Raw genomic sequence first — 25,164 nt, 5'->3', positions numbered from 1 at the left:
GACCTCGCCGTTACTGACGTGGCTATTACTAACGCGTTAGCGACTAAAGCTGGGTCATATCGATCACCTTATCCGGCCAGTGCTCGATAAATTGTGGCTCATGAGAAACCACAATTACGGTGCCTGCATACGCTTTAAGGGCGTGCTGCAACGCCATTTTTGCATCGACATCAAGATGTGTGGTGGGCTCATCTAACACCAGTACATTGGTTGCCATCACGGCTAAACAACAAAGCTTTACTTTGGTTTGCTCACCCCCGCTCAGTGTACGCAATGGCCGCACCGCCTTTTTACCACTGAGACCAAATTCAGCCAGTTTCTGGCGCGCGGTTTTATCTGTGAGCTGGCCCACCCCACACACGGCCTGAACCGGAGAGCTTTCCGGATAGCGCCATTGTAAGCCTTGCTCAAAATACCCCCACTTTATGCCGTTTGCCGTGTCAATGTGGCCCCGTAGTGCGGGGATTTCTCCCAATAAGGTTTTCAATAATGTCGATTTTCCCAAGCCATTGAAGCCAATAATCGCGACTTTTTCGCCCCGTTGAATCTGAAGTGACAACGGCGGCAAAAGCGGCGTTCGATAGCCAATCTGCAACCCCTTGGCGGCCAATACATGTTGCGACCGTAATGGTTTGTATTGGAAAGCAAAGCTTACCGACTCACGCATCTGTTTTTTTTCAATCGGCACCATTTTCGCAAGCTGTTTCTTACGCCCCTTGGCAATACGCGCATTCACACCTGCGCCGTTCTTGCGAATATACGTGGCCAACTTATCCATTTTTTTCTGCTGTGTGAGGTATTGCTTGTGCTGTGTTTCACTTTGCTGCGCCTTTTGTGCCATCGCTTGCTGATACGATCCTTTGTATTTGCGTATCTTGCTCTGGTCGATATCAACAATCGCTGTCGTGATCGACTCAAGGAACGCCTCATCATGCGACACCACCATAAAGGTACCCGTATAGTGATTAAGAAACTCCGCCAACCAAGCAACGTGCTCAGCATCGAGGAAGTTCGTCGGCTCGTCGAGTAACATCACTTCGGCTTGTTCAAGCAGTAACTTTGCCAACATCACTTTATGCCGTTGACCGCCACTCAACTGGCCCATTGCGGTTTGCATGCCCAATGGTGCGATACCCAGCCCAGCCGCTACCTGTTCAATACGATGAGAGATACGGTAAAAATCTTGTGCCTCTAATTGGCTTTGCAGTCGTGCCGCTTTGGCAAGCACCGCGTCTGACGTGTCCGCCGACATCGATGCGTAGATAGCATTTAACGCTCGCTCAACCTCAACAAGATCGCGATATGCCAACGCCATAAAGTCATAGATAGACAGTGTTGGGTCGATCGTTAAATGCTGGTCTAAATAACCGACTTGGATATTCGGTTGCCAAACAATCTCGCCACTATCCGGCAGCAGCTCCCCTTGCAGCATTTTCAACAGGGTACTTTTCCCCACACCGTTCGCACCCGTCACGCCAACATGTTCACCATGATGTAGCACCACGCTCGCACCTTGGTACAACACTTTTTCCTCAATTTGAAAACAGATGTTTTCAATCACTAATAAACTCATGTTTCTTATCCATAAAAAAAGGCCGGTAACAAGTACCGGCCTTTCGTCATCATTAAAATGGATGCATTCTGCTGTGTTCAGAATGCAAAAAGGCCGGTGATGGAGCATCACCGGCCTCACTCTCTATCGCGTCTTTACATCAGATACTGGTAACCCTGCGAAGAGTACGCATGGCAATACCTGATGAAGATGTGATGTTAAGCTCCGAGCAACACTTCATCGTGTATTTGCGCGGAGCCAAGCCTTCTTACGAAGTTCTTAAATAGAATATAAATCATCATAGAGAGTCGACATATCAACATGAGCGTTGGAGAATAATGAACCTCATCGGTGAATTCAATTTTGTGCATGGAATCTAGATATGCATACATCAAGCGATATTAGGTATATGCTCTGCGTCATGAGAGACACTTTCCAGTACCGAGACGTACACTTTAAAGGTATTTTTTCCATCATGCTTCGCCTGATAAAGCGCATCATCGGCTTGGGCTAACAAACCGTCGATATCCATCGCCTCGGAGGTCGTCGTTACTCCTATGCTGGCAGACAAGCTTATTTCAAGTTCAGCGCGACTGTTTTGAACGGCGCGGAGCAAGCCAGCCGATATTTGCTGTGCACGAGCACCGTCGCAGTAAGGGAGCACGACCGCAAACTCTTCTCCTCCTAAGCGTCCGACAATGCCATCGTCATCAACCACTTGTTCGAAAACGTCAGCACAATGAATCAATACTTTATCACCAACAGAATGGCCAAATGAGTCATTAATACTTTTAAAGTCATCCAAGTCGATCATCAGTACACTGAGAGGGAAAGCGGCAGTCTCAACGCGCCGTTTCGCTTTGGCCAAAAAGGCACGACGATTTAATAGCCCCGTTAAACTGTCTCGGGTCGCTTCACGATGAAGTTTCTCGTGAACGCGCTCTAATTTATATAAAAAGATAATCAGGGTGTTAATCACGCTATAGACGATGCCCGATAAAATCAGCCCGGCTTGTAATAGCGACGTGCCAAGCAGCTGCGTAAACAGATCAGGATAAAAATGTGCGAACGTCGCCCTGCCTATGTAAGCCACACTAAATCCACCCATCACCATCATTAGCCAACGCTTTAAACGCTGACCGCCGGTGTTTGTGCTCCTCACAATGGTTCGCGTCATCAACGCAAGCTGCATACTGACAATCAAACTGACGTAAACTACGCGGCTCCCGATATCATCGAGGTGTGATGCCATCAATACTACCGAGAGCACGACGGGCAGCGCCAACTGCCAGCGCGGTATATCGCGGGCAAAGACTTGCCCCAGTGCCCAATGGCTAAAAGAAAATGCTACCATCACACACGCATTGTAAAAGACGATCCCGAGATAAGGATGAAGGTACGGACGGGCAAATAAGAAAAGATTGCTAAACCCATGGATAAACAAAGACACCGCCCATCCATTAATCCCGGGCTCTTTACGGTTTTGCACCAACAAAAATGCGGCAAGCAACCATTGGGTTGCCGTAAGCGTGATCAGTAATGTAGGCGCATCAAGTTCAAACATAAGGCGGACATTATTCAAGGCATGATTTTACTGTACCACTTTCTTAGTGGCGGCTTGGGGCAATCGATGTGCGCAATATCAATTTCTATGCGTTAACTTTCTATGACAGTTTCAGTCACCTAGCGCTTATCGCAAGGGTTAGTTGCGATATAACACTTTAATAATATGCCAACCAAATTTGGTTTTTATTGGCCCAAGAGGACGCAATAATTCGCCATTGAATACCGCTTTGTCGAAAGAGGGAGCCATATCGCCGCGACGAAATTCGCCCAGATCCCCACCGCGTTTTCCCGATGGGCATTGCGAGTATTTTTTCGCCAACGCCTGAAAATTCGCACCTTGTTTGAGCTGAGCGAGAATTGTTGTCGCTTGCGTTTTATCTTTCACCAGTATGTGCAACGCCGCTGCTTTCTTGGCCATGATGCCACCCTACTTGCCACAAAAGCCCGCGATTATAACGAATCCAGTCATTAAAGGGGACTGAATTTTATCTCGCTGAGCCGTCCGTATAATTACCGTGCATTCGCCACCTTCGTTGCCACTCCGCTAACTGCTGGACACGTTTCTTACCACCCAATGGGTTGATAAATCGCGTCATGAGTCGCCAATAAAAACGTAAGCTGTCTCCTTTGCGTCGCGGGATCAGGTGAATATGAACATGGGGAATATGTTGCCCAGCATCATGACCATTGTTAACGACCAAGGTGTAATCGCTCACATCATCCATCACGTCAAACATCCGCTTGCCGATTTGATGCGCAAATTGAAACAACTCGGTATGTTCTTGCGCACAGAGTTGCTCAAGGTGCGAGGCGTGACTGCGACTCAGAATAAGGACATGACCTTCGGTGATGGGATAGATATCGAGGATTGCCTTCAATCCATGACGCTCTGCCACACTGAAATGTTCAAGTTGATTGCTGTGGATCTCGCATATGATGCACGACTTGTTGCTTAGCAAACATGGCTCCTGTTACGTCGTAACATGGCTTAATATCCCTTACCCAAAACAGGCTAAAAAACCAGCACACATTATTTAGTGTTAAAATCAATACTGTTCGATAAATCGTCTTATCGTCGATTTTTCTTTTCGCGTTATATCTATATTTTTCTTTTAAAAGCCACTTCACCAATATCCGCTTTATCGTCAAACCACTACAAAACGCTGAATAAATCTAGTCTTATTCAGTATCTTGCCGTTATTTTACGCTGAGATTTTCTCTTTTGATGCAAAAACAAGATCTCAGTCACAGTGCAAACACGCCAAAATTCATCTGGCTTTAATAATTACAGCTCTGATGTTTAAGCTGTTGGGATAGTCTGTCTGGTGGCCAAAAACATCGGCAGATGCTTCCACGGGTATAGGAGAGACAGGCACAAAGTGCCAACTCGTCAAGTGAGAAAAAGATCTTAATCACACTCTCGTTAACCACGAGTGAAAGCTAAACCACATATCGGAGGGACACGATGTCCATTTATAGCCATCTTAAGCAATTGACTGCGGTTTCATGCGTTGCTGCTGCGCTTGGCTTTTCAGCCCTAGCCAGCGCCGATACTTGGCGCTATGCGCACGAAGAGTATGAAGGTGACGTACAAGACGTGTATGCACACAAGTTTAAGGAATACATCGAAGATAACTCTGAACACTCTTTGCAAATCTATCGCTTCGGCGAGCTGGGTGAGTCTGATGACATCATGGAGCAAACCCAAGCCGGTATTCTTCAATTTGTTAACCAATCGCCGGGCTTTACTGGCTCATTGATCCCAGAGGCACAAATTTTCTTCATCCCTTATCTGATGCCAACCAACATGGAAACCGTGATCGAGTTCTTCCGTCAGAGCAAGGCAGTGAATGAAGATTTCCCAAAACTGTATGAAGAACAAGGCCTTGAGCTTCTCAAGATGTACCCTGAGGGCGAAATGGTCATGACTGCCGACGAGCCTGTGACTGAGCCGGCCGACCTGAAAGGCAAGAAGATCCGCGTCATGACTAACCCACTGCTTTCATCAACCTATGAAGCTTTTGGTGCAACGCCAACGCCATTGCCATGGGGTGAAGTATATGGCGCACTCCAAACTAATATGCTCCAAGGCCAAGAAAACCCGATTTTCTGGATTGAATCAGGTGGTTTGTACGAAGTATCGCCGAACCTGATCTTCACGCACCACGGTTGGTTTACCACTGCCTCCATGGCAAACAAAGACTTCTTTGACGGGTTGTCGAAAGACGATCAAGCAATGATCCGTGACGCGGCTGATTATGCCTTCAACGAAACGGTGAAGCATATCCGTGGCCTGGCTGAGAAGTCATTGGAGAAAATTCAAGCTTCGAGCGACGACGTGACTGTCACACGCCTGACGGATGAGCAAATCGCTAAGTTCAAAGCACGTGCACCTCAGGTTGAAGAAACCTTCTATGAAATGACCGGCGAAAGCGGCAAAGCCCTTCTTAATCAATTTAAGAAAGATCTCGAAGCCGTTACTAACTAGTTGTCAGTTGTTCAGGCACCGCGCCTTGCGGTGCCTGTTTATTTTGAGGAATACGTAATGACCGATTCCGACTCTCTCACTTATCACTCAGAGCTTCCCGGCCTTCTTGGCAAATTGGACACCCTGATCTGCAAAATCGAGTCTTTTATGCTCGCCGCAGGCGTGCTATTAATGGCGCTCAATACCTGCGTGAACGTCGTGGCGCGTTTTGGCTTTGGTCAAGGGCTGTTCTTTTCCGGTGAGATAAACCGCATTCTCATCATTCTGATCACGTTCGCGGGGATTGGCTATGCCGCTCGCCATGGCCGACATATTCGTATGTCCGCCCTTTACGACACCCTGCCGTTTAAGGGACGTAAGATCCTAATGATCACTATCGCGTTGGTGACTGGCTTAATTATGCTGGTTCTCGCATATTTTTCTTATCAATACATCGTTTCGGTATACGACCGAGGCCGTATTTTGCCCGCCCTCGGCTTTGAAATCTGGTGGATCTATATTTGGGTTCCCCTTGGGTTTGTCATCACAGGGATCCAATACGGACTAACTGTATACAAAAACCTAACCGCTCCCGATGTTTATCTCTCCGCCGGCGTGCTTGACGGTTACGCTGAGACTGAAAGTGAAGTTTAAATAGGCACTCTTATGGCCCTGACTTTAATGTTCATCATGATTGTCTTGCTCGTGCTTGGCTTTCCGATGATGATTCCCCTTACGGCTGCCGCCTTAACCGGTTTTTACATGATGTTTGGTGGCGTCGGTCAAATGGATACCTTTATCCAACAAGTGTTAGGCGGCATCCGCCCAGCGTCCTTGATTGCTGTGCCCATGTTTATCCTTGCTGCAGATATTATGACCCGTGGTCAATCGGCCTCTCGCTTGATAGATATGGTCATGACGTTTATCGGCCATATTCGTGGCGGCTTAGCCATCAGTACTGCAACATCTTGCACGCTGTTCGGCGCCGTTTCGGGTTCAACCCAAGCGACAGTGGTCGCAGTGGGTTCTGCTTTACGTCCTAAATTATTGCGCGCCGGATACAGCGATTCGTTCTCACTCGCGCTGATTATCAACTCGAGTGATATCGCCTTTTTGATCCCACCTAGTATCGGGATGATCATTTACGGGGTGATCTCCGAAACCTCGATTGCCGAGCTATTTATCGCTGGGATCGGCCCTGGTTTGATGATTCTGTGCTTTTTCTCTTTGTACTGTCTCTATTACGCGACGGTCAATAAAGTGCCGACTGAGCCAAAGGCCACATGGAAAGAGCGTATGCAGGCCACGCGGAAAGCACTCTGGCCACTGATGTTCCCATTAATTATTGTGGGAGGGATTTATGGCGGTGTGTTCAGTCCCACCGAAGCGGCTGCCGTGTGTGTACTTTATGCGATGATTTTGGAGTTTGGGGTATTCCGATCATTAAGCAGTCGAGATGTCTTTACCATCGCGCGCTCAACCGGTCTTATCACTGCGGTGGTTTTCATTTTGGTGGGGGTCGGTAATGGATTCTCTTGGATTATCTCATTCGCACAAATCCCACAAACCATTCTAGAAGCCGTCGGGATTAGCCAAATGGGCCCTATGGGTGTCCTTGCCTCAATTTCTATCGCCTTCTTCGTCGCCTGTATGTTTGTAGACCCCATTGTGGTTATCTTGGTGTTAACGCCTATATTTGCACCTGCGATAGAAGCCACTAGTCTTGATCCTGTACATGTGGGGATAGTGATCACCTTGCAAGTCGCGATTGGTTCAGCAACACCACCCTTTGGCTGCGATATTTTTACCGCGATTGCGATTTTCAAAAAACCCTATTGGGAAGTTATCCGTGGGACAGGCCCTTTTATTGCGATGCTGCTCCTCTCTGCCGCATTGCTGGTGATGTTCCCTCAGATTGCGTTATTCCTGCGTGATATCGCGTTTGGATAACCTAACAACAGGAGTAACTGGATGTTTAAACGAATACTCGTTGCGGTTGATGGCTCTTTTTCAGCCTTGAACGCATTGGATAAAGCGATAGAAATTCAACAACTCACCGGTGCAGAGTTGTATCTTTTGTGTGTGTTTAAGCATCACAGTTTGTTTGAAGCATCGCTATCAATGGTGCGTCCTGATCGATTACAAATCCCAGATCAAACCTTAAGCGAATACGCGCGTAACATCGTCGAGCAAGCCAAACAACATGCGCTTGAAAATGGTGGCGAAAATGTACGTGGTTTTGTAAAAGGCGGTCGCCCCTCTAAAACCATCATTAAGTTTGCCAAAAGCAAAGAGGTAGATTTGATTGTGATGGGGGCACATGGGACGCATTCAGATAAAGACGGCATGTTCCTTGGCAGTGTGTCTCATCGCGTGGCTGGACGCGCCCACTGCCCTACGATGGTCGTCTAACGCCATGATGGCTTTGCTTCACTGCACAACACAATCCCTTACGCTAAACAGCAAAACGCCGCTATTGAATAGTGGCGTTTTTCTTTGATGCCAACTTATCAGCTATTGAATATGAAAGTAGTGGCTATTAAGCACTAAATGCACAGCGATAGAGGCGATATACCCCAGCATAATGACAGGTGCCCACTTTAAATGACCAAAGAAGGTGTATTTGCCGTGCGCTTGTCCCATCAATGCTACCCCTGCGGCTGACCCCAAAGAGAGCAAGCTGCCGCCAACACCGGCCGTTAATGTCACCAACAACCAGTTTCCGTGCGACATTTCTGGGCTCATCGTTAATACGGCGAACATCACAGGAATATTATCGACCACCGCGGATAGCACCCCAACTAAGCTATTCGCCCAGATAGGATCCCACTGAAGATACATAACGTTTGAGACCATGGTGAGGTAACCAATCAAGCTAAGTCCCCCGACACACATCACGACCCCATAGAAGAAAAGCAAGGTGTCCCACTCCGCATGGGAGATGCGACGAAACACATCAAAAGGCACCACTGAGCCCAAGCGACGCAATGCCGCTTCGTCATTCTTCGCCTCCGCAATCGCACGTTTACGTGCCAATGAGCGCGGTAGGGTGCGACGCAAATAAAAGCCAAAGAACTGTAGATACGCGAGGCCCATCATCATACCCATCACCGGTGGGAAGTGAATAAAGCCATGGAACGCAACCGCGGTGGCAATGGTGAGTAAAAACAACACCATAATACGACGCGCGCCACGCTTAAGCTCGACGTGCTCTTGCATTACATCCGGCTGAGTCCGTGGGATAAACAGTGACATAATAAAAGCGGGGATCACATAGTTGACCACAGATGGAATGAACAAAGCTCCGAACTCAGCAAAGGTCACTTTGCCCGCCTGCCAAACCATCAGTGTGGTGATATCACCAAAGGGACTGAAGGCGCCCCCTGCGTTTGCGGCAACCACAATATTGATACACGCGAGGTTCACAAAGCGAGGGTTGTCACCGCCGATTTTTAGCACAATCGTACACATCAATAGTGCCGTTGTGAGGTTATCCGCAATGGGAGAAATAAAGAAGGAAAGTACCCCAGTGATCCAAAACAAGGTACGTAAGTCATAACCTTTGCTTAGAATCCACGCTTTTAAGCCATCAAATAGACGCCTTTCTTCCATCGCAGAAATATAGGTCATCGCCACCAGCAAAAATAGCAGTAGCTCTGCATACTCAAGGAGGTTGTGCTCAAGCGCCGCATGCGCGGGGGCCATGTCTCCCCATTGAGAATACGCATATCCAATTAGCAACCAGATTAACCCCGCCGCCAGTAACACGGGCTTTGACTTACGCAGATGAAGCTTTTCTTCTAGCATCACCAAGCTGTAAGCCACGGCAAAAATGGCTAAAGAGGCATAGCCTACCCAGTTCTGGGTTAAATCCAGTCCTTGTCCTGTCGTAGCGGCAAATGCACTCGGCGAAACTACCGCCAGTGCCGCAACCAAACGCTTCATCCTTGAGCCTCCAAGTATTGATTACCTAACTTTTCTACATTGCATAAAAAACCGGCCTAGTCGGCCGTGTCGTCTAAAACCCTATATCGATAGGGGATAAATACCTGCCAGCGCCCTGTCGTGACACGATTCGCAGCCTCGAAAAAGACCTCAAACAGCGCACGCTTTTGCACTCAACGGGTTTTCATAATCGTTTATTTTGCTCATTTGCCGCGTAGCAGCACAAAAGCAAACATAATATTAACAAATGTGGCGTGAACGTCTATCTTTAAGCGAGGTGAATCGGCAAAAAAGAGATGACATTGCTTACTGTCAAGCTTAATAATATCAACTTACTAGTCGACATACGCTGTCATCGTCAGCAAAAAACGACTAAGTTTGAATAAAAAGCAAATAAATTCAATTGCTATAAAAACAAAACCCATATTTTAACTAACACACAACATCGCAATCTAACATCCTTGCTTGATCACCACCCATGGCATGCATGATGAGAAGAAGGGAGTCACTATGAAAGCACCTAAACTCGCCACATTGGCCTGCGCTGCCGCGCTGTCTGTTGGCGTCTCTGTGACGGCACTGGCAGAAACCGCGACGGTTGCGGTTTCCCAAATTGTCGAGCACCCTGCGCTTGATGCCGCGCGAAACGGTCTACTCGATGGGTTAAAAGCCAAAGGATATACGCCGGGTGAAAATCTAGATTTTAAATATCAAACAGCGCAAGGTAACCCGGCTATTGCCGTTCAAATCGCTCGTCAATATGTTGGCGAACAACCTGATGTGTTGGTTGGCATTGCGACGCCTTCCGCGCAAGCACTGGCTGCCGCTACCAAAGATATCCCAATTATTTTTACCGCCGTTACCGATCCTGTGGGGGCGAAACTGGTCAAGAATATGGACGCACCGAGTGGCAACGTAACGGGTCTGTCTGACCTCTCTCCTGTCGCTCAACACGTTGCATTGGCCAAAGAGTTACTCCCCGAACTCACCACTATTGGGGTGGTTTACAATCCAGGGGAAGCTAATGCCGTCACCTTAGTCGAATTACTCCGTGAAGCCGCAAATGCTCAAGGCATTAAGGTAGTGGAAGGAACAGCGCTAAAAAGTGCCGATGTTCAATCTGCTGCGCAAGTTGTGGCCACCCAAGCGGATGTGATTTATGCGCCAACCGATAATACCGTTGCCAGCGCCATCGATGGTCTTATCGCAGCGGCTAATTCTGCTGATACCCCAGTGATTGGCGGATCGACATCGTATATCCCTAACGGCGCCGTGGTGGCGCTCGGCTTTGATTACTACTCCGTTGGTGTGCAAACGTCCGATTATGTTGCTGCGGTACTGGAAGGGAAACCCGTGTCTTCACTGCCGGCCAAAGTCGCGCTCGGCTCTGACTTAGCCGTTAATCGTGCAGCAGCCAATCGACTTGGCATCACGGTTCCCGACACAATTTTGGATCGTGCCGCGCGTATTCAAGACTAGTCAGTATCAGTCTTAGGAGTAGTGAATGACTGCCATTGCTTTTTTTGGCACCTTGGAAGTAGGCCTTATCTATGGCTTGGTCGCCTTAGGGGTTTATCTGACGTTCCGGGTGCTAGATTTTCCCGACCTTACCGTTGATGGCAGCTTCCCGATGGGCGCTGCGGTGGCGGCCACCCTTATCGTCGCAGGCTACAACCCTTGGTTTGCTACCGCAGTCGCTATTCTGGCCGGTGGGATCACCGGCTTGGTGACGGCGTTTTTGACGGTGAAGTGCGGCATCCTCAATCTGCTCTCGAGCATTTTGACAATGATTGCCGCCTTTTCGATCAATATTCGTATTATGGGCCGGCCGAATATCGCCTTGTTGGGTGAGGAAACAATTCTTACCCCATTCGAACAACTGGGTATTGCACCTGTCTATCTGCGTCCCCTCGTGGTCGGTGTTTTGGTGATTATCAGCGGTTTGTTGGTGATCCGCTTACTCGCCAGTGATTTTGGTCTCGGCCTACGCGCCACTGGGGTCAATCCTCGTATGGTTAAGGCACAGGGCGGCAGTACCGCCATGTACACGTATTTTGGCTTAGCCCTATCCAACGCCTTTGTCGGCTTTGCTGGGGCGCTATTTGCACAAACCAATAGTTTTGCCGATGTTACTTCGGGGGTCGGCACCATTGTAGTTGGTCTTGCTGCTGTGATTTTAGGCCAAACACTGATACCGGGCCGCAAAGTGTGGGTGGCAGTGGTTGCTGTTATTGTTGGTTCGATTCTCTACCGTCTCGCCGTCGCCTTTGCGCTATCTAGTGGTATGTTTGGCTTGCAAGCCTCGGACCTCAATCTGGTTACTGCAGTACTGGTCGCCGTCGCGCTTATCGCGCCTAAAATGCGTCAGCAGTATCAAAAATCAAAACGCGCCAAGCAGGCAGAGGTGTCGGAATGATTTCATTAGCCAATATTCAAGTGACCTTTAACCCCGGTACTGTGCTTGAAAACCGCGCCTTACGTGGCGTAAGCCTGACGATTCCAGAAAAAGAGTTTGTCACCATTATCGGCTCTAATGGCGCAGGCAAATCAACACTGCTCGGAGCGGTGACCGGCGAGACGCCAATGATCGGGGGAAGCGTCAATATTGATGGCGTCGACGTGACTAAGAAAGCCGTTCATGAACGCGCCACCCTTGCTGCCCGTGTGTTTCAAGATCCGCTGGCAGGCACCTGTGCCTCGCTGACCATTGAAGAAAACCTTGCACTGGCTTATCGTCGCGGTAAAGGACGTGGCTGGACACGTGCGCTCGGTGACAAGCGCCGCAAGCTCTTTCAAGAAAGGATCGCGATTTTAGGTTTAGGCCTTGAAGACAGGTTGAGCGACAGTATTGGTTTGCTCTCCGGTGGACAACGCCAAGCGGTCAGTTTGGTCATGGCGACCTTGTCGGAAAGCAAACTCTTGTTACTGGATGAGCACACTGCCGCGCTCGACCCTCGCATGGCTGCATTCGTGATTGATTTAACGAAAAAAATCGTCAACGAATTTAATCTGACTGCCATGATGGTCACCCACTCCATGAAAGATGCCCTTGCCTGCGGCGACCGTACCGTGATGCTACACCAAGGTAACATAGTGCTTGATGTGCATGGCGATGAGCGCAAAAACATGGATGTGCCACATCTGCTTGAGATGTTCAATAAAGTGCGCGGCGAGACACTAGCAGACGACAGTTTGCTCCTCAGCTAACCCACACCTACTAAACCATAAGGCGCCCTATCGGCGCCTTTTTTCGTGATGGCCCCATCAACAGATCTAATTTATTGGCATAGCTGTCTAACAATTAGGGGTTATGACATTTACATGCTAGCCTAACGCCAGTATTGCCAAGGAATTAGGTATGAACGCAAAAAGTATCGCACTCGCCCTTACCGTGGTCGTTATTTGGGGCGTGAATTTCTCTGTCATCAAGGTAGGCTTACACACACTGCCGCCAATTCTTTTCTCTGGGTTGCGCTTTTTAATTGTTGCTATCCCGGCGATATTATTTGTCCCACGTCCTCGCGTCCCACTATGGCAGTTATTGACCGTCGGGCTCAGCCTTGGCGTGATTAAATTCAGCCTACTCTTTGTCGCGATGGACGCCGACGCATCGGCAGGGATTGCGTCTTTGCTGTTGCAAGCGCAGGTGATCTTTACCATCTTACTGAGTGCGGTGTTACTGCGCGAAGTCGTTACTCGCGCGCAAGGACTGGGGCTGTTCATTGCCCTTTCTGGGTTTGCACTTTTCTTTCTTACCACCACAGGTAGCGCCACCCTCACAGGTGTGACGATGATCGTCGCCGCGGCGTTTTTCTGGGCCATTGCCAATCTGGTGATGAAACAGATGCCAGGCGTGAATCTAATGCATTTTATGGTATGGGTGAGCTTGATCCCTCCCCTGCCACTCTTCGCCCTATCCTATTTACTGGAGAGCCAACATCCGCTCCAATTGCTGCAAGCTACACCGCTATCTGGCTGGTTATCCATCGCTTACGTCGGCTACATTTCTACCTTGGTGGCCTTTGCTTTGTGGGGCTGGCTATTAAATCAACATACCTCAGCGTCGGTCACACCGTTCGCGTTGTTAATCCCTATTGTGGGAATGAGTGCCGCCTCGATAGGTCTGGGTGAGCGATTATCACCCATCGAATGGGTGGGGGCAGGATTGATCGTGGTTGGGCTAACCATTTCCGTACTTGGCGCGAAACTGTGGCGTTATCTTAAGCAGGCAAGAAAAGCATCGACGAAAAAAGCACCGTCTGCGTCCGCTCAGTGATCTCGCTTGCCCGGCCACCATTGATTAACTAAGCGCCCGGCTAAGGATGGCTGATAGCGCCAACAGTGATCAAACATCGCCATCAGCTCTGGATTACCGTATTTAGACAGGCTCACGGCGTGAAATCGATTTTGCTGCGCTTTCAGTGCGTTCACTTTTTCGATCATCGCATCCGATTGTTTGGGCGCGATAAAATCAGACACCACCACCAGATCAGCATTTTGGTAACGGTCACCTGCCATTAAGTCGAGCGCTTTATCAATCACTGGCGCCATATCGGTACCACCATGAAAACGGTATGAAAGAAAGCTCATCGCTTCTTGTAGCCCCTGTTCGCCAGTCAGCTCATAGCTAATATGGTCAGTGGAAAACAGCATCACGTAGCAGTCACGATGCTCGGTGGCGGCGATACGCATTAATACATACGCCAAGGCTTTTGCACATTGTTCCGGAAAGCCACTCATGGAGCCAGAGGCATCGACCGCAATAATAAATGGGCCTTTTATCTGCTCAGGCTTAGACTGACTCGGTGCATTGGTTTCTACCTTTTGGCGACGATGTGCCTTCCCCGACAATTGATAGTTCAGTAGCTGTTTATCCACCAATTGCTTATAAAACACCACTTCGAGGGCAGGATCTGAAAGCAGCACCGCTTCATTAGGAAGTAAGCGATCAACACGGTCGCTTTGACAAATACCCGTAATATCATCAGGAACGTCAACTTGTCGCTCTGGCACTGTTTTTAAGGTTTCAGTCGGTTGCTGGCTGGGGCCACTGGCACTGACTTGATTCGCCATCCGCCCTAATTGCTCCGCAATCGCTTGAAGATCAGGATTTTTCTCTAGGAAAGTGACAAAACGTTTCAGTAAGGTCACGTCATGTTGAGACAAATGGCTCGCGGCCATATCCCACAACCGGCCCACTTTACTGATATCACCGGATTGATCGACGCCATCCATCGTTTGATAGGTTGCAATACGACGGTAAAGATCGTCTAAAAGCTTCTCTTTTTGCGCTTCCAAATTTTCCGACTGTAACGCGTGGATTTCTGCCTTTAAATGCGCATGCCATTTATTGCAAAAATACGATTGAAACATTGGGTCAGGATGTTCAGCCTGTTGTGCCGCCAATGATGACGCTTGCGCATGAAACGAAGAGACCGGCTCCAAGTCAGCGAGGAGTGTTTGAATGTCGGACTCAAAGGCGCGTGCCGACTTCTCTGTCGCTTGCTCATACAACTGAATTTCTTGCTTCAGGGCCGGTGACAACCCTTGCTGCATGAGTTTGCGCTTCGTGTGACCTCGCCATTTATCGAGCTGTTTTTGTACCGCACGTTTGATCGCCGGGCTGCGCTCAGTGAGAAGCAGTAACTGAGGGTGCGACATCAACTCGGTCATTGCCGCATCAAGCAAGCCGGATTCCGCCAACATCAAGCCCATGTTTAAGCTTTCCGCGCTAAGCATCGTCCGCTCCAGTAAAAAACGTATCGAGACGACGTAAACGGCGCGCTTGCTGTTCTAGCGTGGCCATGTGCGCTTTTACATCCCGCTCGGCATCCACCAAGCTCGCAGATGCGACTTCCAGTAACTCTGGCTGGGCAAAAAGATGCGGTAGGCCTGCATTTAGCTGACTACGGGCGCGACGAATAAGAAACTGCGCCTGATTTAATTGTTCAAGCGCTTGGTCGGTTTGCGCGTGCCAGGTGTCAAGCTGTTCGGCGTCTGGGTTATTCACCCCCGCCAGTGCAACCGGCACAGCACGATTGGCGATGTCTTTGACCACCAGCATGCCCTGTGCGTCCCACTCTAACGTGAGGCGACACAAATGGGTGTTTTTGTTGACGTAGCCATAAAGATCCGTGCTGCCGGGCTTGAGCTTCTTCTCCACATCAGCCGCATCGAGGTATATCCAGCGACTATCACCCTTTTCTTGCTCCGAGACCGACGGGTTGGCAGTGAGCAGCACAAAGCGGACAAGGTCGCGACTTTGATTGACGCTAAAACGCGGGGCTTTGCTGATATCGATGGTGGGTTTTCTCAAACTCGAACTTGCGCTGTCTTGCTGGTAAGCGAGCGCTTCTACCGTGCTTTGCTCTATGTCACGCAAGGCCACTTTCACATCATCCATTAACGCTAAGGCTTCTTGCTGATCGAACAAAATCTCAGCCGCAAACTGACGCATCACATCCTGTACCACGTCGCGCGATTCAGGGCTGTGCCAGAGACAGTCTTCGAGTAGCAGTAAGTCGAGCGGTCCGACTTCATCACGTCCGTTAAAGAACGCCGCCGCCTTTAAGAGGCGCACCGCTTTTTTCCAGCGGCGATCCGACACGTATAATTCAGCTGGATTGAAGTTTGGACTGTCTTCGCCCGCCTGCTCGAGCCGCTGCTTTAAGGTATAGAGCTTGTCAAAAATCGCATCGGGCAAAGAAAGGCTAGGAATAATGCTCTGCCATTGCTGATACTCCTCATGACCAATTTTAATTTTATCCGGCACCGAGGTTTCATCTTGGCTCGGTTCAGTGAGCATCAGTTTAAAATTCTTTTTCTCTTGAATACGGTTAACAAATACCCGCAGAAGCATTCGGTCATACAAAGCATCTAGCCCACTATCAGGCTCAGGAAGTTCGTTCGAGGCCGTGACGAGAAGCCGCATGGGAACCGGATAAACATGCTCGCCATTACGAAACGTACGCTCATTGACCACAGTTAATAGCGTGTTGAGGATCGCCGGACCAGCTTTCCAAATCTCATCGAGGAACACCACATCGGCGTTGGGCAGATAGCCCTCGGTGAGACGAACATATTTACCTTCATCCTTTAGCGCTTGAATGGATAACGGCCCAAAAACTTCTTCAGGGGTGGAGAAGCGGGTCATTAGATACTCAAAGAACTGGCTGTTTTCAAACGCATCGATTAGACGTTTGGCAATAAAACTCTTGGCGATGCCCGGTGGACCCAACAAGAACACACTTTCGCCAGCAAGCGCGGCGAGCAAACACATTTTGATCGTATGTTCACGTTCATAGACGCCACTGGACAGGGCATCAATAAGTTGAGAAATGCGCTCAGGCAATAGCGCACGGCGGCTGACGGTGGCGAGGTTTTGAGACAAGTGACACTCCCGCATTCTGATTCGGTTTCAGTCTGAGCGGCCTCTCGCGGTGATAAGGCGGCTTCCTGCTTCTACATAAAGCATGGCAAGCCCATCCAAGGCTGCCATCAACACGCTGAACAAGCGAACAATAAATAAACTAATGTGTAAGTAAATTTTAAGTAATGTATGGATATATCATTGATGCAGATATCAAATAGTGACACAGATCACCTTAAAGTCAATATTGTGTAGTCGCTCGAAGAAGCTGATGGTTAAAGCATCAGGAACGCATTGATCTTGTTAACTCAGCATGGGTTTGGCTCACGTTGTCACTGGAATGACACATCATTGTCATAGAATCCGTTGCCTCTTTATCGCAACAGGACGTTAACCCATGTTTAAACACACACTTTTTTCTTTCCTCTTCCTTTGCATCAACCAACTCGCGATCGCCGCGCCATCAGTCACTATCACGGGTTCAACGTCTGTGAGCCATGTGATGGAAGTGATTGCCGAGCGCTATCAGCGCGACCATGATGTGGTCATTCAGGTACAAGGAACGGGCTCGGCCGCGGGCATTGCTGCAGTCAAACAAGGGATTGCACCCATGGGCATGAGTTCGCGGTACTTAAAGCAAGAAGAAATAGCTCCCGATCTCACCACCGATATTCTGGCCTATGATGGCATTGCCTTGGTGGTTCATCCCAGCAATCCCGTCACGGCCCTGACCCAAGCGCAAATTCGGAAGATCTATTTGGGAGAGATTAAAAACTGGCAAGCACTCGGGGGAGCAGATCGTGAAATCGCCGCGGTGTCCCGTGAGTCAGCCTCGGGATCACGCTTTTCGTTTGAAACCTTACTCGACCTGACCAAGGTCGTGAAAGGTGAGACAGTGTCGGGAGTGAGTCCACGCTTAATGGTGGTGAATAGCAATAGCATGGTGAAAACCCTAGTGGCCAAGAACCCTCATGCTATCGGCTATGTCTCGCTGGGCTCGGTCGATGCAGGCATCAAACCGCTATCGGTGGACGGTCAAGCACCAACCTTGGCCGCCATCGCTGATGGGCGCTATAAGTTGGCGCGTCCTTTTGTGATCTTGCGCAAAACCGCACCACTGTCATCCGCCGCTAACGGCTTTTATGATTACTTGCTTTCTGAGCAAGGCCAGCAAGCGTTTGCCAATGCCGGCTACGTCGCGAGTCAGTCGCCACACATGGCACTGACAACGCCCTGAGCGGGCAATTAGGCCGTACTGGCTTCCTTAGTCACCGGCCATGTTTCATGGCTACCCCACTCTGTCCATGACCCATCATAGACAGCAATCGGGTAGCCAAAGTAATGCTCGGCCACTGCGGCGAGAATGCAAGCCGTCACGCCAGACCCACAGCTTGCAACATTAAGACGTGTATCACTGAGTAACGGAAGCACGAGGCGTCTGGCTTCTGTTTGATCAATCACAAAGCCTTGTTGGTCAGTAAGGCTAGCAAACGGCAAGTTCTTTGCGCCCGGCATATGCCCTGCACGCACACCGTCTCTTGGCTCTGGCACCGTCCCGTTAAACCGTGCCGCTGGACGGACATCAATCACATTCACAGCCGCCAGTTTTGCCGCCAGTGTTTCTCCATCTATGTAGCGATAAGGTTTGAAGCTCGACACATATGTTGCTTCGACACGGGGTTTCGCGGCCGACTCTTCCAAAGGTCCATTTTGTGCCAACCAAGCCGGCAGTCCACCATCCAAAATAAAGACATTTTCATGACCCATGACTTTACACATCCACCACACGCGAGCGGCAGAAAACAGGCCTTGGGTATCGTAGATCACCAAAGTATCTTGTGGCGCGATGCCGAGTTTGCCCATGTGTCTCGCAAATTCCTCAGCACTGGGTAACATATGAGGTAACGTCGATTGGGTATCTTTAATAGCGCCATCAAAGTCAAAGAATATGGCACCGGGCAAACGGCGCTGCTGCCACTCCTGATAGCTATCGCGCGCCACGTCGGGCATAAACCAACTGGCGTCTACGGGGACAACCGATTCTAATCGCGACGTTAACCACTGCGCACTGACAAACACTGACATCTTGACGATCCCTTTTCATTATTGATGGAGGCCTTACTCATATTTCACTCGATACTGACGAGCGTGACATAGAGTAACACTCAGTTTTTCTTCATACTGATTCTGTCGCCATTAAGATGCAAGCCAATGAGGACGTTAATGACATCGCTGCCCCTAATTCGTCGAACCGCTATAGCCCTGCTCGTACTTCCCACACTCGGCCATGCAGCAGGGTTTGGCGTGACGATCGAAAATGACAGCCCGCTCGGCGAAGATAATCAATATACCAGTGGTGTATATGCCCATTGGCACAGTGATTGGTCTGACGATGTCACCACCACATCGGTTGCGCCAATACGTTGGTTTGCAGAGCAACTGCCTTTAAACCCAGAGGCCCGTCAAGCTTGGAGTCTAGACATCGGCCAGATGATGTGGACACCGAATGACATCACCTTCACCACACCGCAACCTAACGAGCGTCCCTACGCGGGGCTGATTTTTATCGAGCCAGGTGTGTATCAGCAAACGCCTGAACGCGTCGATAAATGGTCAGTATTGTTTGGCATCGTGGGGCCTGCCTCTTTGACCGAACAGGGGCAATCTTACGTGCACAAGCTTATCGACTCACCGGACCCCAAAGGGTGGGACTATCAGGTGCGAAATACGCCGGTGGCACAGTTTGCCTATGAACGCCACCAACTTCTTCATCGGAGCGAATATCAAGAGTGGGGCGTATCTGGTCGCGCAGATATTGGTAACTTTCGCAGTGAAGTATCCGCCGGGCTCAGCTATCGCATCGGGCTAGACTTAGCGAATTCCTATGGTGGGATCAGTTTTGAGCCCGGTCGCCACCTTGACAGCCGAATGTTTGATGCCAGTACCCAAGGCGCGTTTTTTTACACCGCTGTGCAAGGTCGATACCGCGCCAATGACATCACCATTAATGGCGATAAGCCCCCTGAAAACGCAGATATTGATATGACCCATTGGCAAGCCAGTGCCGCGGCCGGTTTCGCTTATTACCAACCGCGCTGGGGCACTGACGTGAGCGTTGCGCTGCACAGTAAAGACTATCAACAAGCGACTGACGACACCTACAGCTATGTGTCATGGACAGTCCACTATCGTTATTAATGGTTAACTGGCAGAGGCTTCTACGGCTTGTTTCACCACAGGTCGTGCGCCTCGATCAGACCATTTCATCCATACCAAGGAAGCAAGGATCAACCCAATACCGACCCACTGCATGGGCTGAAGTGTCTCATTAACCCACAAGACCCCAAGAGTGACAGCAGTCAGTGGGTTCAAAAACATAATGATCGACTGGCGATTGGGGCCTAACACGGTAATCGAGCGTATATAAGCCCAGTAACCTACCGCGGTATTCAACACAATTACCCAGATCAAACCCGGAACGGCATGGAGGCTGATTGCCTGTGGCGGTCCTGCCAGCAACCACGCAAACGGGATCAACATCACGCCACCAATGACTAACTGCCACGCGGTTAAACCAAAGATATCTTTGGCCTCCCAGCGCTTCATCCACAAGGTCGACTGCGCGACAAAAACGGTGGCGGCTAACATCGCCCCTGCACCAACCCAATCAATGTCGGTAGAAGGGTTAAGGAGTAGCCCCACCCCAGCCAAACCGAGCAGTGCCAACATCAACATCTTTAACTGAGGGCGTTTCCCTTCCGTTAACCACTGCAACAACATCAATACGAGCGGTAAGGTCGCTCCTAACGTCCCAGCGACAGCACCCGGTAAACGATAGGCGGCCACGAATAACAACAAAAAGAACGCGGCGATATTAAAAAAGCTCACCGCGAGCATGCGCGGCACGCTCAACGGTAAGCCTCGACGACTAATCAATAGCATCAGCAGGCCTGCTGGCAATGCGCGCCATACTGCCATCCAATAGGGAGACAGATCTGCCAAGAATAGTGCCACAGCGGAGTAGGTGCTCCCCCAAAAAATCGGTGCCAACACCGCAATCAAATAATGCATACCTTGCCCTCACTTATCTTAATGTGAAGATATATTAGTGCTCCAATTGATTTATATCAAGTATCTTTATGTAATGATAATAACTTGTGCGATGGACCTCGGCGAGAAAAAATCCGTCCTGCTACGCTTATTACTTCGTGAAAACAAAAGGATAGTGTGATGATTAATACAGAAAATGCTGTCGTCATTCTGATTGACGTACAAGGAAAACTGGCGCAAAAAGTGGTAAATAGCGATGCGCTACACCAAAAGACCGCGCAACTGCTTCGCGCCTGTCAGCATTTTGATGTGCCCGTTATTTGGATGGAGCAATTGCCAGATAAACTCGGCCCAACTTCTCCATCGCTCTCCGCGCTATTGCCTGATAACACTCCGATTGCGAAGCAAACCTTCAGCGCTTACGCCCACCCCGATGTGCAGCAACAACTAACAACGCTCAACCGTAAACAAGTGATTTTATGTGGCATCGAAACGCACATTTGTGTCTACCAAACCGCTTGCGACCTCTTACGTGCTCATTATCATGTTCACGTGGCAGTCGACGCGACGTCTTCGTGCCATGCCAACCACCATCAAGCAGGCCTGAGCATGATGCAACAACATGGTGCATGGATAACCGTGGTTGAGTCTTTATTGTTCGAGTGGCAACAACAAGCCGGTGGCGACGACTTCAAACGCTTTTTATCGTTGATCAAATAAGCGCAGGTCAGCGCCATGCGAAGCCTTCTACTGCTTTGACAGATGCTTGTGGTAATTTCGATCGAGCCCGCGGCACATCGTGATCCATCTGACGTGCCATGCACTAACAATTTGGTTAGTGGTCTAATATTATTGGGAATGCGTGTAAAAGAAGAAGGGAAGCACTATGTACAAGCGAATCATTGCCGCCAGCCTGTTAGCGGTAGGCGCGCTACCTGTGAATGCGGATGATCACACCTGTGGCAAAGTGACCATTGCCGATATGAACTGGAACTCTGCAAGCTTAATTGCCAATATCGACCGTTTTATTCTCGAGCATGGTTACGGATGTGATGCAGAGCTGGTGCCGGGTGACACCATGCCGACCGGTACCTCGATGGTCGAAAAAGGAGAGCCCGATATTGCGCCGGAATTTTGGAGCAACTCAATGCGTGAAGGGCTGCAACGTGGCATCGACGAGGGCCGGATTCGCTATGCAGGCAAAGCCTTGATTGACGGCGTTGAAGAAGGATTCTGGGTGCCGCAATATCTCGTCGATGACTACCCTGAGCTGAAAACCATTTCCGGGGTGAAGGCTAATGCCGAACTATTTACTCACCCTGAAGACCCCTCTAAATCTGCATTCTATGGCTGCCCCGCCGGTTGGAATTGCCAGATCACGTCAACCAACCTCTTTCGCGCCCTCAACCTTGCCGATAGCGGCTTTGAAATGGTTGACCCGGGCTCTGGCGCTGGTTTAGCGGGTTCGATCGCCAAAGCTTATGAACGCCAAGAGCCTTGGTTCGGGTATTACTGGGCGCCCACGGCCGTGCTCGGCAAATATGACATGGTCAAAATAGACTTTGAATCCGGCACCGATATTGATCACTACAAACAATGTGTGACCGCAAATGACTGTCTCAACCCAAGGGTCACTATGTATCCCGCAGCTGATGTTGATACCGTGATCACCGAACGATTCGCAAAGCGTGCACCAGACGCCGTGGCTTATCTAGAAACACGAGGCTTTACTAACGATCAAATGAATACACTGCTTGCCTGGATGGAAGAAAACCAGGCCGATGGCGAATATGCCATGACACACTTTTTAATTGAGCACCCTGAGATCTGGACATCATGGGTGTCCGACGATGTCGCCGATAAAATCAACAATGCACTTTAACCTCACTCAGCGCAGTCTTTGGCTGCGCTGCGCTTTCCCCGCAGTAAAGGAACCCCCTGAAAATGGCAAATTCATGGCTAACTGATGTGCCTGAAATGAGCAGACGAGATCTGCTTGAAATACGTAAAACCCTCGACGGTGCCTATCGCAGCTTCTCCCGTGAATACGGCGAATCTATCGAGTCTTTTTTCGACCCCTTACTTAACTTTCTGGTTTGGTTCGAAGATTTGTTGCTGTCGACACCGTGGTGGTTGGTGATCGCAATTCTGGCCGGCGTTGCCTATCTGGCCAGCCGCTCTTGGAAACTTCCCCTAGCTGTGGTGGTCGCATTCACTGCCATCGGGTATTTAGGGATGTGGGAAGATACCATGAGCACCATGAGTATTATTCTCGTCTGTACCCTGCTCGCTATTGGTGTCGGTGTACCGATTGGGATAGCCATGTCGAAGTCAGACCGTACCCAAGCGATTGTCACGCCACTTTTGGATGTGATGCAAACCATGCCGGCATTCGTCTATCTGATTCCGGTGGTCATGTTGCTTGGGATCGGGAAAATTCCCGGCGTCATTGCCGTGGTGATTTATGCCATTCCGCCGGTGATCCGATTGACCAATTTAGGCATCCGATTGGTCGATAAAGATGTTCTCGAAGCCGCTACCGCCTACGGTGCCAGCGGCATGCAGCGGCTTTTTCAAGTTCAGCTCCCCTTGGCAATGCCCACCATTATGGCCGGTATTAACCAAACCATCATGATGGCCTTGGCCATGGTTGTTATCGCATCCATGATTGGTGTGGCAGGCTTGGGACAACCCGTTCTCAAATCCATTACTAATCAATACTTTACCCTAGGTCTTCTGAACGGTTTAGCCATTGTCGCGCTCGCCATCATTTTTGACCGCGTTTCACAAAGCTACGCCAAACGTGCGCAGCAGCATTTAAAAGGAAGTGAGCATGACTGAGCCAACCCATGACACGCTGATTGAAATTGAAGGCCTGTACAAGGTGTTTGGTAAACACCCTCACAAAGTGATGGCCAGTGTGAAAGACGGAAAAAGCAAAGATGACTTGCTTCAGCAAACTGGGCATACCATTGGGTTAAGTGATATCAACCTCTCGATTCGACGCGGTGAAGTCTTCGTGATCATGGGCCTATCGGGGTCAGGGAAGTCGACCCTTATCCGTCACTTTAACCGTCTGATTGATCCTACCGAGGGCGCGATTCGCATTGAGGGCACGGATATTATGCAATTCTCTCAACAAGAGTTGCAGCAATTCCGCCGTCATAAAATGTCGATGGTCTTTCAACGATTTGGCCTATTACCGCACCGGACCGTTAAAGAAAATGTCGCGTTTGGATTACACATTCAAGGCGTGGCCAAAAAGGATCGTGATGCCACAGCCCAACAGTGGTTATCAACCGTTGGTTTGGAGGGTTACGCGGACCAATACCCTGCGCAATTGTCAGGGGGCCAACAGCAACGAGTAGGACTCGCGCGTGCTTTATGTACCGATGCCGATATATTGCTCATGGACGAAGCCTTCTCTGCGCTGGACCCGCTTATTCGCAGCGAGATGCAAGATCAATTGATTGAGTTACAAGAGAAGCTCCATAAGACCATTGTGTTTATTACGCATGATCTGGATGAAGCCTTACGCTTGGGCGATCGCATTGCGATTTTGCGCGATGGTAAACTCGTACAGGTTGGTGAGCCCGTCGATATTCTATTGCGTCCAGCAGATGACTATGTGGAAGCCTTTGTCAAAGATGTGAATCGCGCTCGCGCACTCACGGTGGAGACGGTGATGCAGCCGCAGATTTGTCGCATAAGCGCCAATACCATTGGCGATGCCATCATGCAAATGCGTCGACAGAAAGCCAGCTATGGCTATTATGTCACCGAGGATGGCTATCAGGGCACACTGAGCGAAAAAGCGCTCAGCAAAGCTGATCCCAGTACACAAATTGATGCCAGCATGATTGAAGATGTGCCTGCTATCGACCAAGACTCCTTGCTTGAACAAGTGATCCCAGACACGCTGGCATCGAAATGGCCGCTTCCTGTTTTTGATAAAGAAGGGGAGTTGATTGGCCACCTTTCGCGCCAAACGGTTGCCACGATTCTCAGCGAGAAAGCCGCTTCCACAAGGGATCCTGACTCGCCCGCGATTGCGAGTTGACCGGTGACAGCGGCTATTGGGTTAGCCGCTGTGTTCATTAAACTAAACAGTGACATCAGTCTCAAATCACACTATTGAGACAGGTGTCATTCCCCTGCAACAGTCGCTGCCTAACCTGCCCCTCATCCGAACATGAGTAGTTGGTAGGAAACAAC

23 protein-coding genes are annotated in these 25,164 nt (G+C 49.7%); 14 read left to right on the top strand and 9 right to left on the bottom strand.

Annotated elements, in window-relative coordinates; all coding sequences use genetic code 11:
- Positions 1–43: 43 nt before the first annotated feature.
- The 4 genes from N7E60_RS15065 to N7E60_RS15050 all read right to left on the bottom strand — a co-directional run bounded on the left by N7E60_RS15065 (position 44) and on the right by N7E60_RS15050 (position 4,014).
- Positions 44–1,573: an ABC-F family ATP-binding cassette domain-containing protein gene (locus N7E60_RS15065; protein ID WP_269598941.1), complete on the bottom strand. Its 1,530-nt coding sequence runs from the start codon at positions 1,571–1,573 to the stop codon at positions 44–46.
- A gap of 370 nt (positions 1,574–1,943) precedes the next feature.
- Positions 1,944–3,116 (bottom strand): GGDEF domain-containing protein, encoded by a 1,173-nt coding sequence (locus N7E60_RS15060; RefSeq protein WP_269598940.1) that lies wholly within the window; start codon positions 3,114–3,116, stop codon positions 1,944–1,946.
- Positions 3,117–3,254: 138 nt separating this feature from the next.
- Positions 3,255–3,536, bottom strand: a complete 282-nt coding sequence (gene ppiC, locus N7E60_RS15055) for a peptidylprolyl isomerase PpiC (protein WP_069588393.1) — start codon at positions 3,534–3,536, stop codon at positions 3,255–3,257.
- A gap of 67 nt (positions 3,537–3,603) precedes the next feature.
- Complete coding sequence (locus N7E60_RS15050) at positions 3,604–4,014, bottom strand: HIT family protein (protein ID WP_269598939.1); 411 nt, start codon at positions 4,012–4,014, stop codon at positions 3,604–3,606.
- Between the two features lie 569 nt (positions 4,015–4,583).
- Here N7E60_RS15050 and N7E60_RS15045 point away from each other — a divergent pair.
- From N7E60_RS15045 to N7E60_RS15030, 4 genes are read left to right on the top strand one after another with little or no spacing between them, the layout of a single operon-like run.
- The gene (locus N7E60_RS15045; RefSeq protein WP_269598938.1) at positions 4,584–5,606 is read left to right on the top strand and encodes a TRAP transporter substrate-binding protein; all 1,023 of its coding nucleotides are present in this window, start codon (positions 4,584–4,586) and stop codon (positions 5,604–5,606) included.
- A 57-nt stretch (positions 5,607–5,663) separates the two neighbouring features.
- Complete coding sequence (locus N7E60_RS15040) at positions 5,664–6,239, top strand: TRAP transporter small permease (protein WP_069588399.1); 576 nt, start codon at positions 5,664–5,666, stop codon at positions 6,237–6,239.
- Between the two features lie 12 nt (positions 6,240–6,251).
- Complete coding sequence (locus tag N7E60_RS15035) at positions 6,252–7,535, top strand: TRAP transporter large permease (protein WP_069588401.1); 1,284 nt, start codon at positions 6,252–6,254, stop codon at positions 7,533–7,535.
- Positions 7,536–7,556: 21 nt separating this feature from the next.
- Positions 7,557–7,997 (top strand): universal stress protein, encoded by a 441-nt coding sequence (locus tag N7E60_RS15030; RefSeq protein ID WP_069588403.1) that lies wholly within the window; start codon positions 7,557–7,559, stop codon positions 7,995–7,997.
- A 102-nt stretch (positions 7,998–8,099) separates the two neighbouring features.
- Here N7E60_RS15030 and nhaD read toward each other — a convergent pair whose 3' ends face one another.
- Entirely contained in the window at positions 8,100–9,530 is a 1,431-nt protein-coding gene (gene nhaD / locus N7E60_RS15025) for a sodium:proton antiporter NhaD (protein ID WP_069588405.1), read from the bottom strand.
- Between the two features lie 510 nt (positions 9,531–10,040).
- Here nhaD and N7E60_RS15020 point away from each other — a divergent pair.
- The 4 genes from N7E60_RS15020 (at position 10,041) to N7E60_RS15005 (ending at position 13,806) form a co-directional block, all read left to right on the top strand.
- On the top strand, positions 10,041–11,009 hold the full coding sequence (locus tag N7E60_RS15020) for an ABC transporter substrate binding protein (protein ID WP_269598937.1): 969 nt from the start codon (positions 10,041–10,043) through the stop codon (positions 11,007–11,009).
- A gap of 25 nt (positions 11,010–11,034) precedes the next feature.
- A complete protein-coding gene (locus N7E60_RS15015; RefSeq protein ID WP_077765065.1) occupies positions 11,035–11,946 on the top strand; it encodes an ABC transporter permease in 912 nt (303 codons plus the stop codon).
- Positions 11,943–12,737, top strand: coding sequence for an ABC transporter ATP-binding protein (locus N7E60_RS15010; protein WP_077457656.1), 795 nt, complete (start codon positions 11,943–11,945; stop codon positions 12,735–12,737). The genes N7E60_RS15015 and N7E60_RS15010 overlap by 4 nt, the downstream gene beginning before the upstream one ends.
- A gap of 151 nt (positions 12,738–12,888) precedes the next feature.
- A complete protein-coding gene (locus N7E60_RS15005) occupies positions 12,889–13,806 on the top strand; it encodes an EamA family transporter (RefSeq protein ID WP_269598936.1) in 918 nt (305 codons plus the stop codon).
- Here the strand turns inward: N7E60_RS15005 and viaA are convergent.
- Both viaA and N7E60_RS14995 read right to left on the bottom strand, forming a co-directional pair.
- Positions 13,800–15,269, bottom strand: a complete 1,470-nt coding sequence (gene viaA / locus N7E60_RS15000) for an ATPase RavA stimulator ViaA (RefSeq protein WP_269598935.1) — start codon at positions 15,267–15,269, stop codon at positions 13,800–13,802. The genes N7E60_RS15005 and viaA overlap by 7 nt on opposite strands.
- On the bottom strand, positions 15,262–16,935 hold the full coding sequence (locus tag N7E60_RS14995; protein ID WP_408642355.1) for an AAA family ATPase: 1,674 nt from the start codon (positions 16,933–16,935) through the stop codon (positions 15,262–15,264). Before N7E60_RS14995 ends, viaA begins: the two co-directional genes overlap by 8 nt.
- Before the next feature lie 361 nt (positions 16,936–17,296).
- Here N7E60_RS14995 and N7E60_RS14990 point away from each other — a divergent pair, with 361 nt between their 5' ends.
- Positions 17,297–18,136: a phosphate ABC transporter substrate-binding protein gene (locus N7E60_RS14990; protein ID WP_269598933.1), complete on the top strand. Its 840-nt coding sequence runs from the start codon at positions 17,297–17,299 to the stop codon at positions 18,134–18,136.
- Between the two features lie 8 nt (positions 18,137–18,144).
- Here the strand turns inward: N7E60_RS14990 and N7E60_RS14985 are convergent, their stop codons facing one another.
- Positions 18,145–18,984 (bottom strand): sulfurtransferase, encoded by an 840-nt coding sequence (locus N7E60_RS14985; RefSeq protein WP_269598932.1) that lies wholly within the window; start codon positions 18,982–18,984, stop codon positions 18,145–18,147.
- A 138-nt stretch (positions 18,985–19,122) separates the two neighbouring features.
- On the opposite strand from N7E60_RS14985, the gene N7E60_RS14980 reads away from it, so the two are divergent.
- Positions 19,123–20,097 carry a lipid A deacylase LpxR family protein gene (locus tag N7E60_RS14980; RefSeq protein WP_269598931.1) on the top strand — a complete coding sequence of 325 codons (975 nt, stop codon included), beginning with the start codon at positions 19,123–19,125 and terminating at the stop codon, positions 20,095–20,097.
- 3 nt (positions 20,098–20,100) lie between these two features.
- Here the strand turns inward: N7E60_RS14980 and N7E60_RS14975 are convergent, their stop codons facing one another.
- Positions 20,101–20,970, bottom strand: a complete 870-nt coding sequence (locus N7E60_RS14975) for a DMT family transporter (protein ID WP_269598930.1) — start codon at positions 20,968–20,970, stop codon at positions 20,101–20,103.
- Positions 20,971–21,129: 159 nt separating this feature from the next.
- Between N7E60_RS14975 and N7E60_RS14970 the strand changes: the two genes are divergently transcribed.
- From N7E60_RS14970 to N7E60_RS14955, 4 genes are all read left to right on the top strand, one after another.
- Positions 21,130–21,669 (top strand): hydrolase, encoded by a 540-nt coding sequence (locus tag N7E60_RS14970; RefSeq protein WP_069589827.1) that lies wholly within the window; start codon positions 21,130–21,132, stop codon positions 21,667–21,669.
- A 166-nt stretch (positions 21,670–21,835) separates the two neighbouring features.
- Positions 21,836–22,831, top strand: a complete 996-nt coding sequence (locus N7E60_RS14965; RefSeq protein ID WP_269598929.1) for an ABC transporter substrate-binding protein — start codon at positions 21,836–21,838, stop codon at positions 22,829–22,831.
- Between the two features lie 62 nt (positions 22,832–22,893).
- Positions 22,894–23,790: an ABC transporter permease gene (locus tag N7E60_RS14960; protein WP_269598928.1), complete on the top strand. Its 897-nt coding sequence runs from the start codon at positions 22,894–22,896 to the stop codon at positions 23,788–23,790.
- On the top strand, positions 23,783–25,009 hold the full coding sequence (locus N7E60_RS14955) for a quaternary amine ABC transporter ATP-binding protein (protein ID WP_269598927.1): 1,227 nt from the start codon (positions 23,783–23,785) through the stop codon (positions 25,007–25,009). Before N7E60_RS14960 ends, N7E60_RS14955 begins: the two co-directional genes overlap by 8 nt.
- The last annotated feature ends 155 nt before the right edge of the window (positions 25,010–25,164 follow it).

This window comes from Salinivibrio proteolyticus, from assembly GCF_027286365.1.
GTDB classification, from domain to species: Bacteria; Pseudomonadota; Gammaproteobacteria; order Enterobacterales; family Vibrionaceae; genus Salinivibrio; species Salinivibrio proteolyticus.
This window is presented reverse-complemented; position numbering and strand designations above follow the sequence as displayed.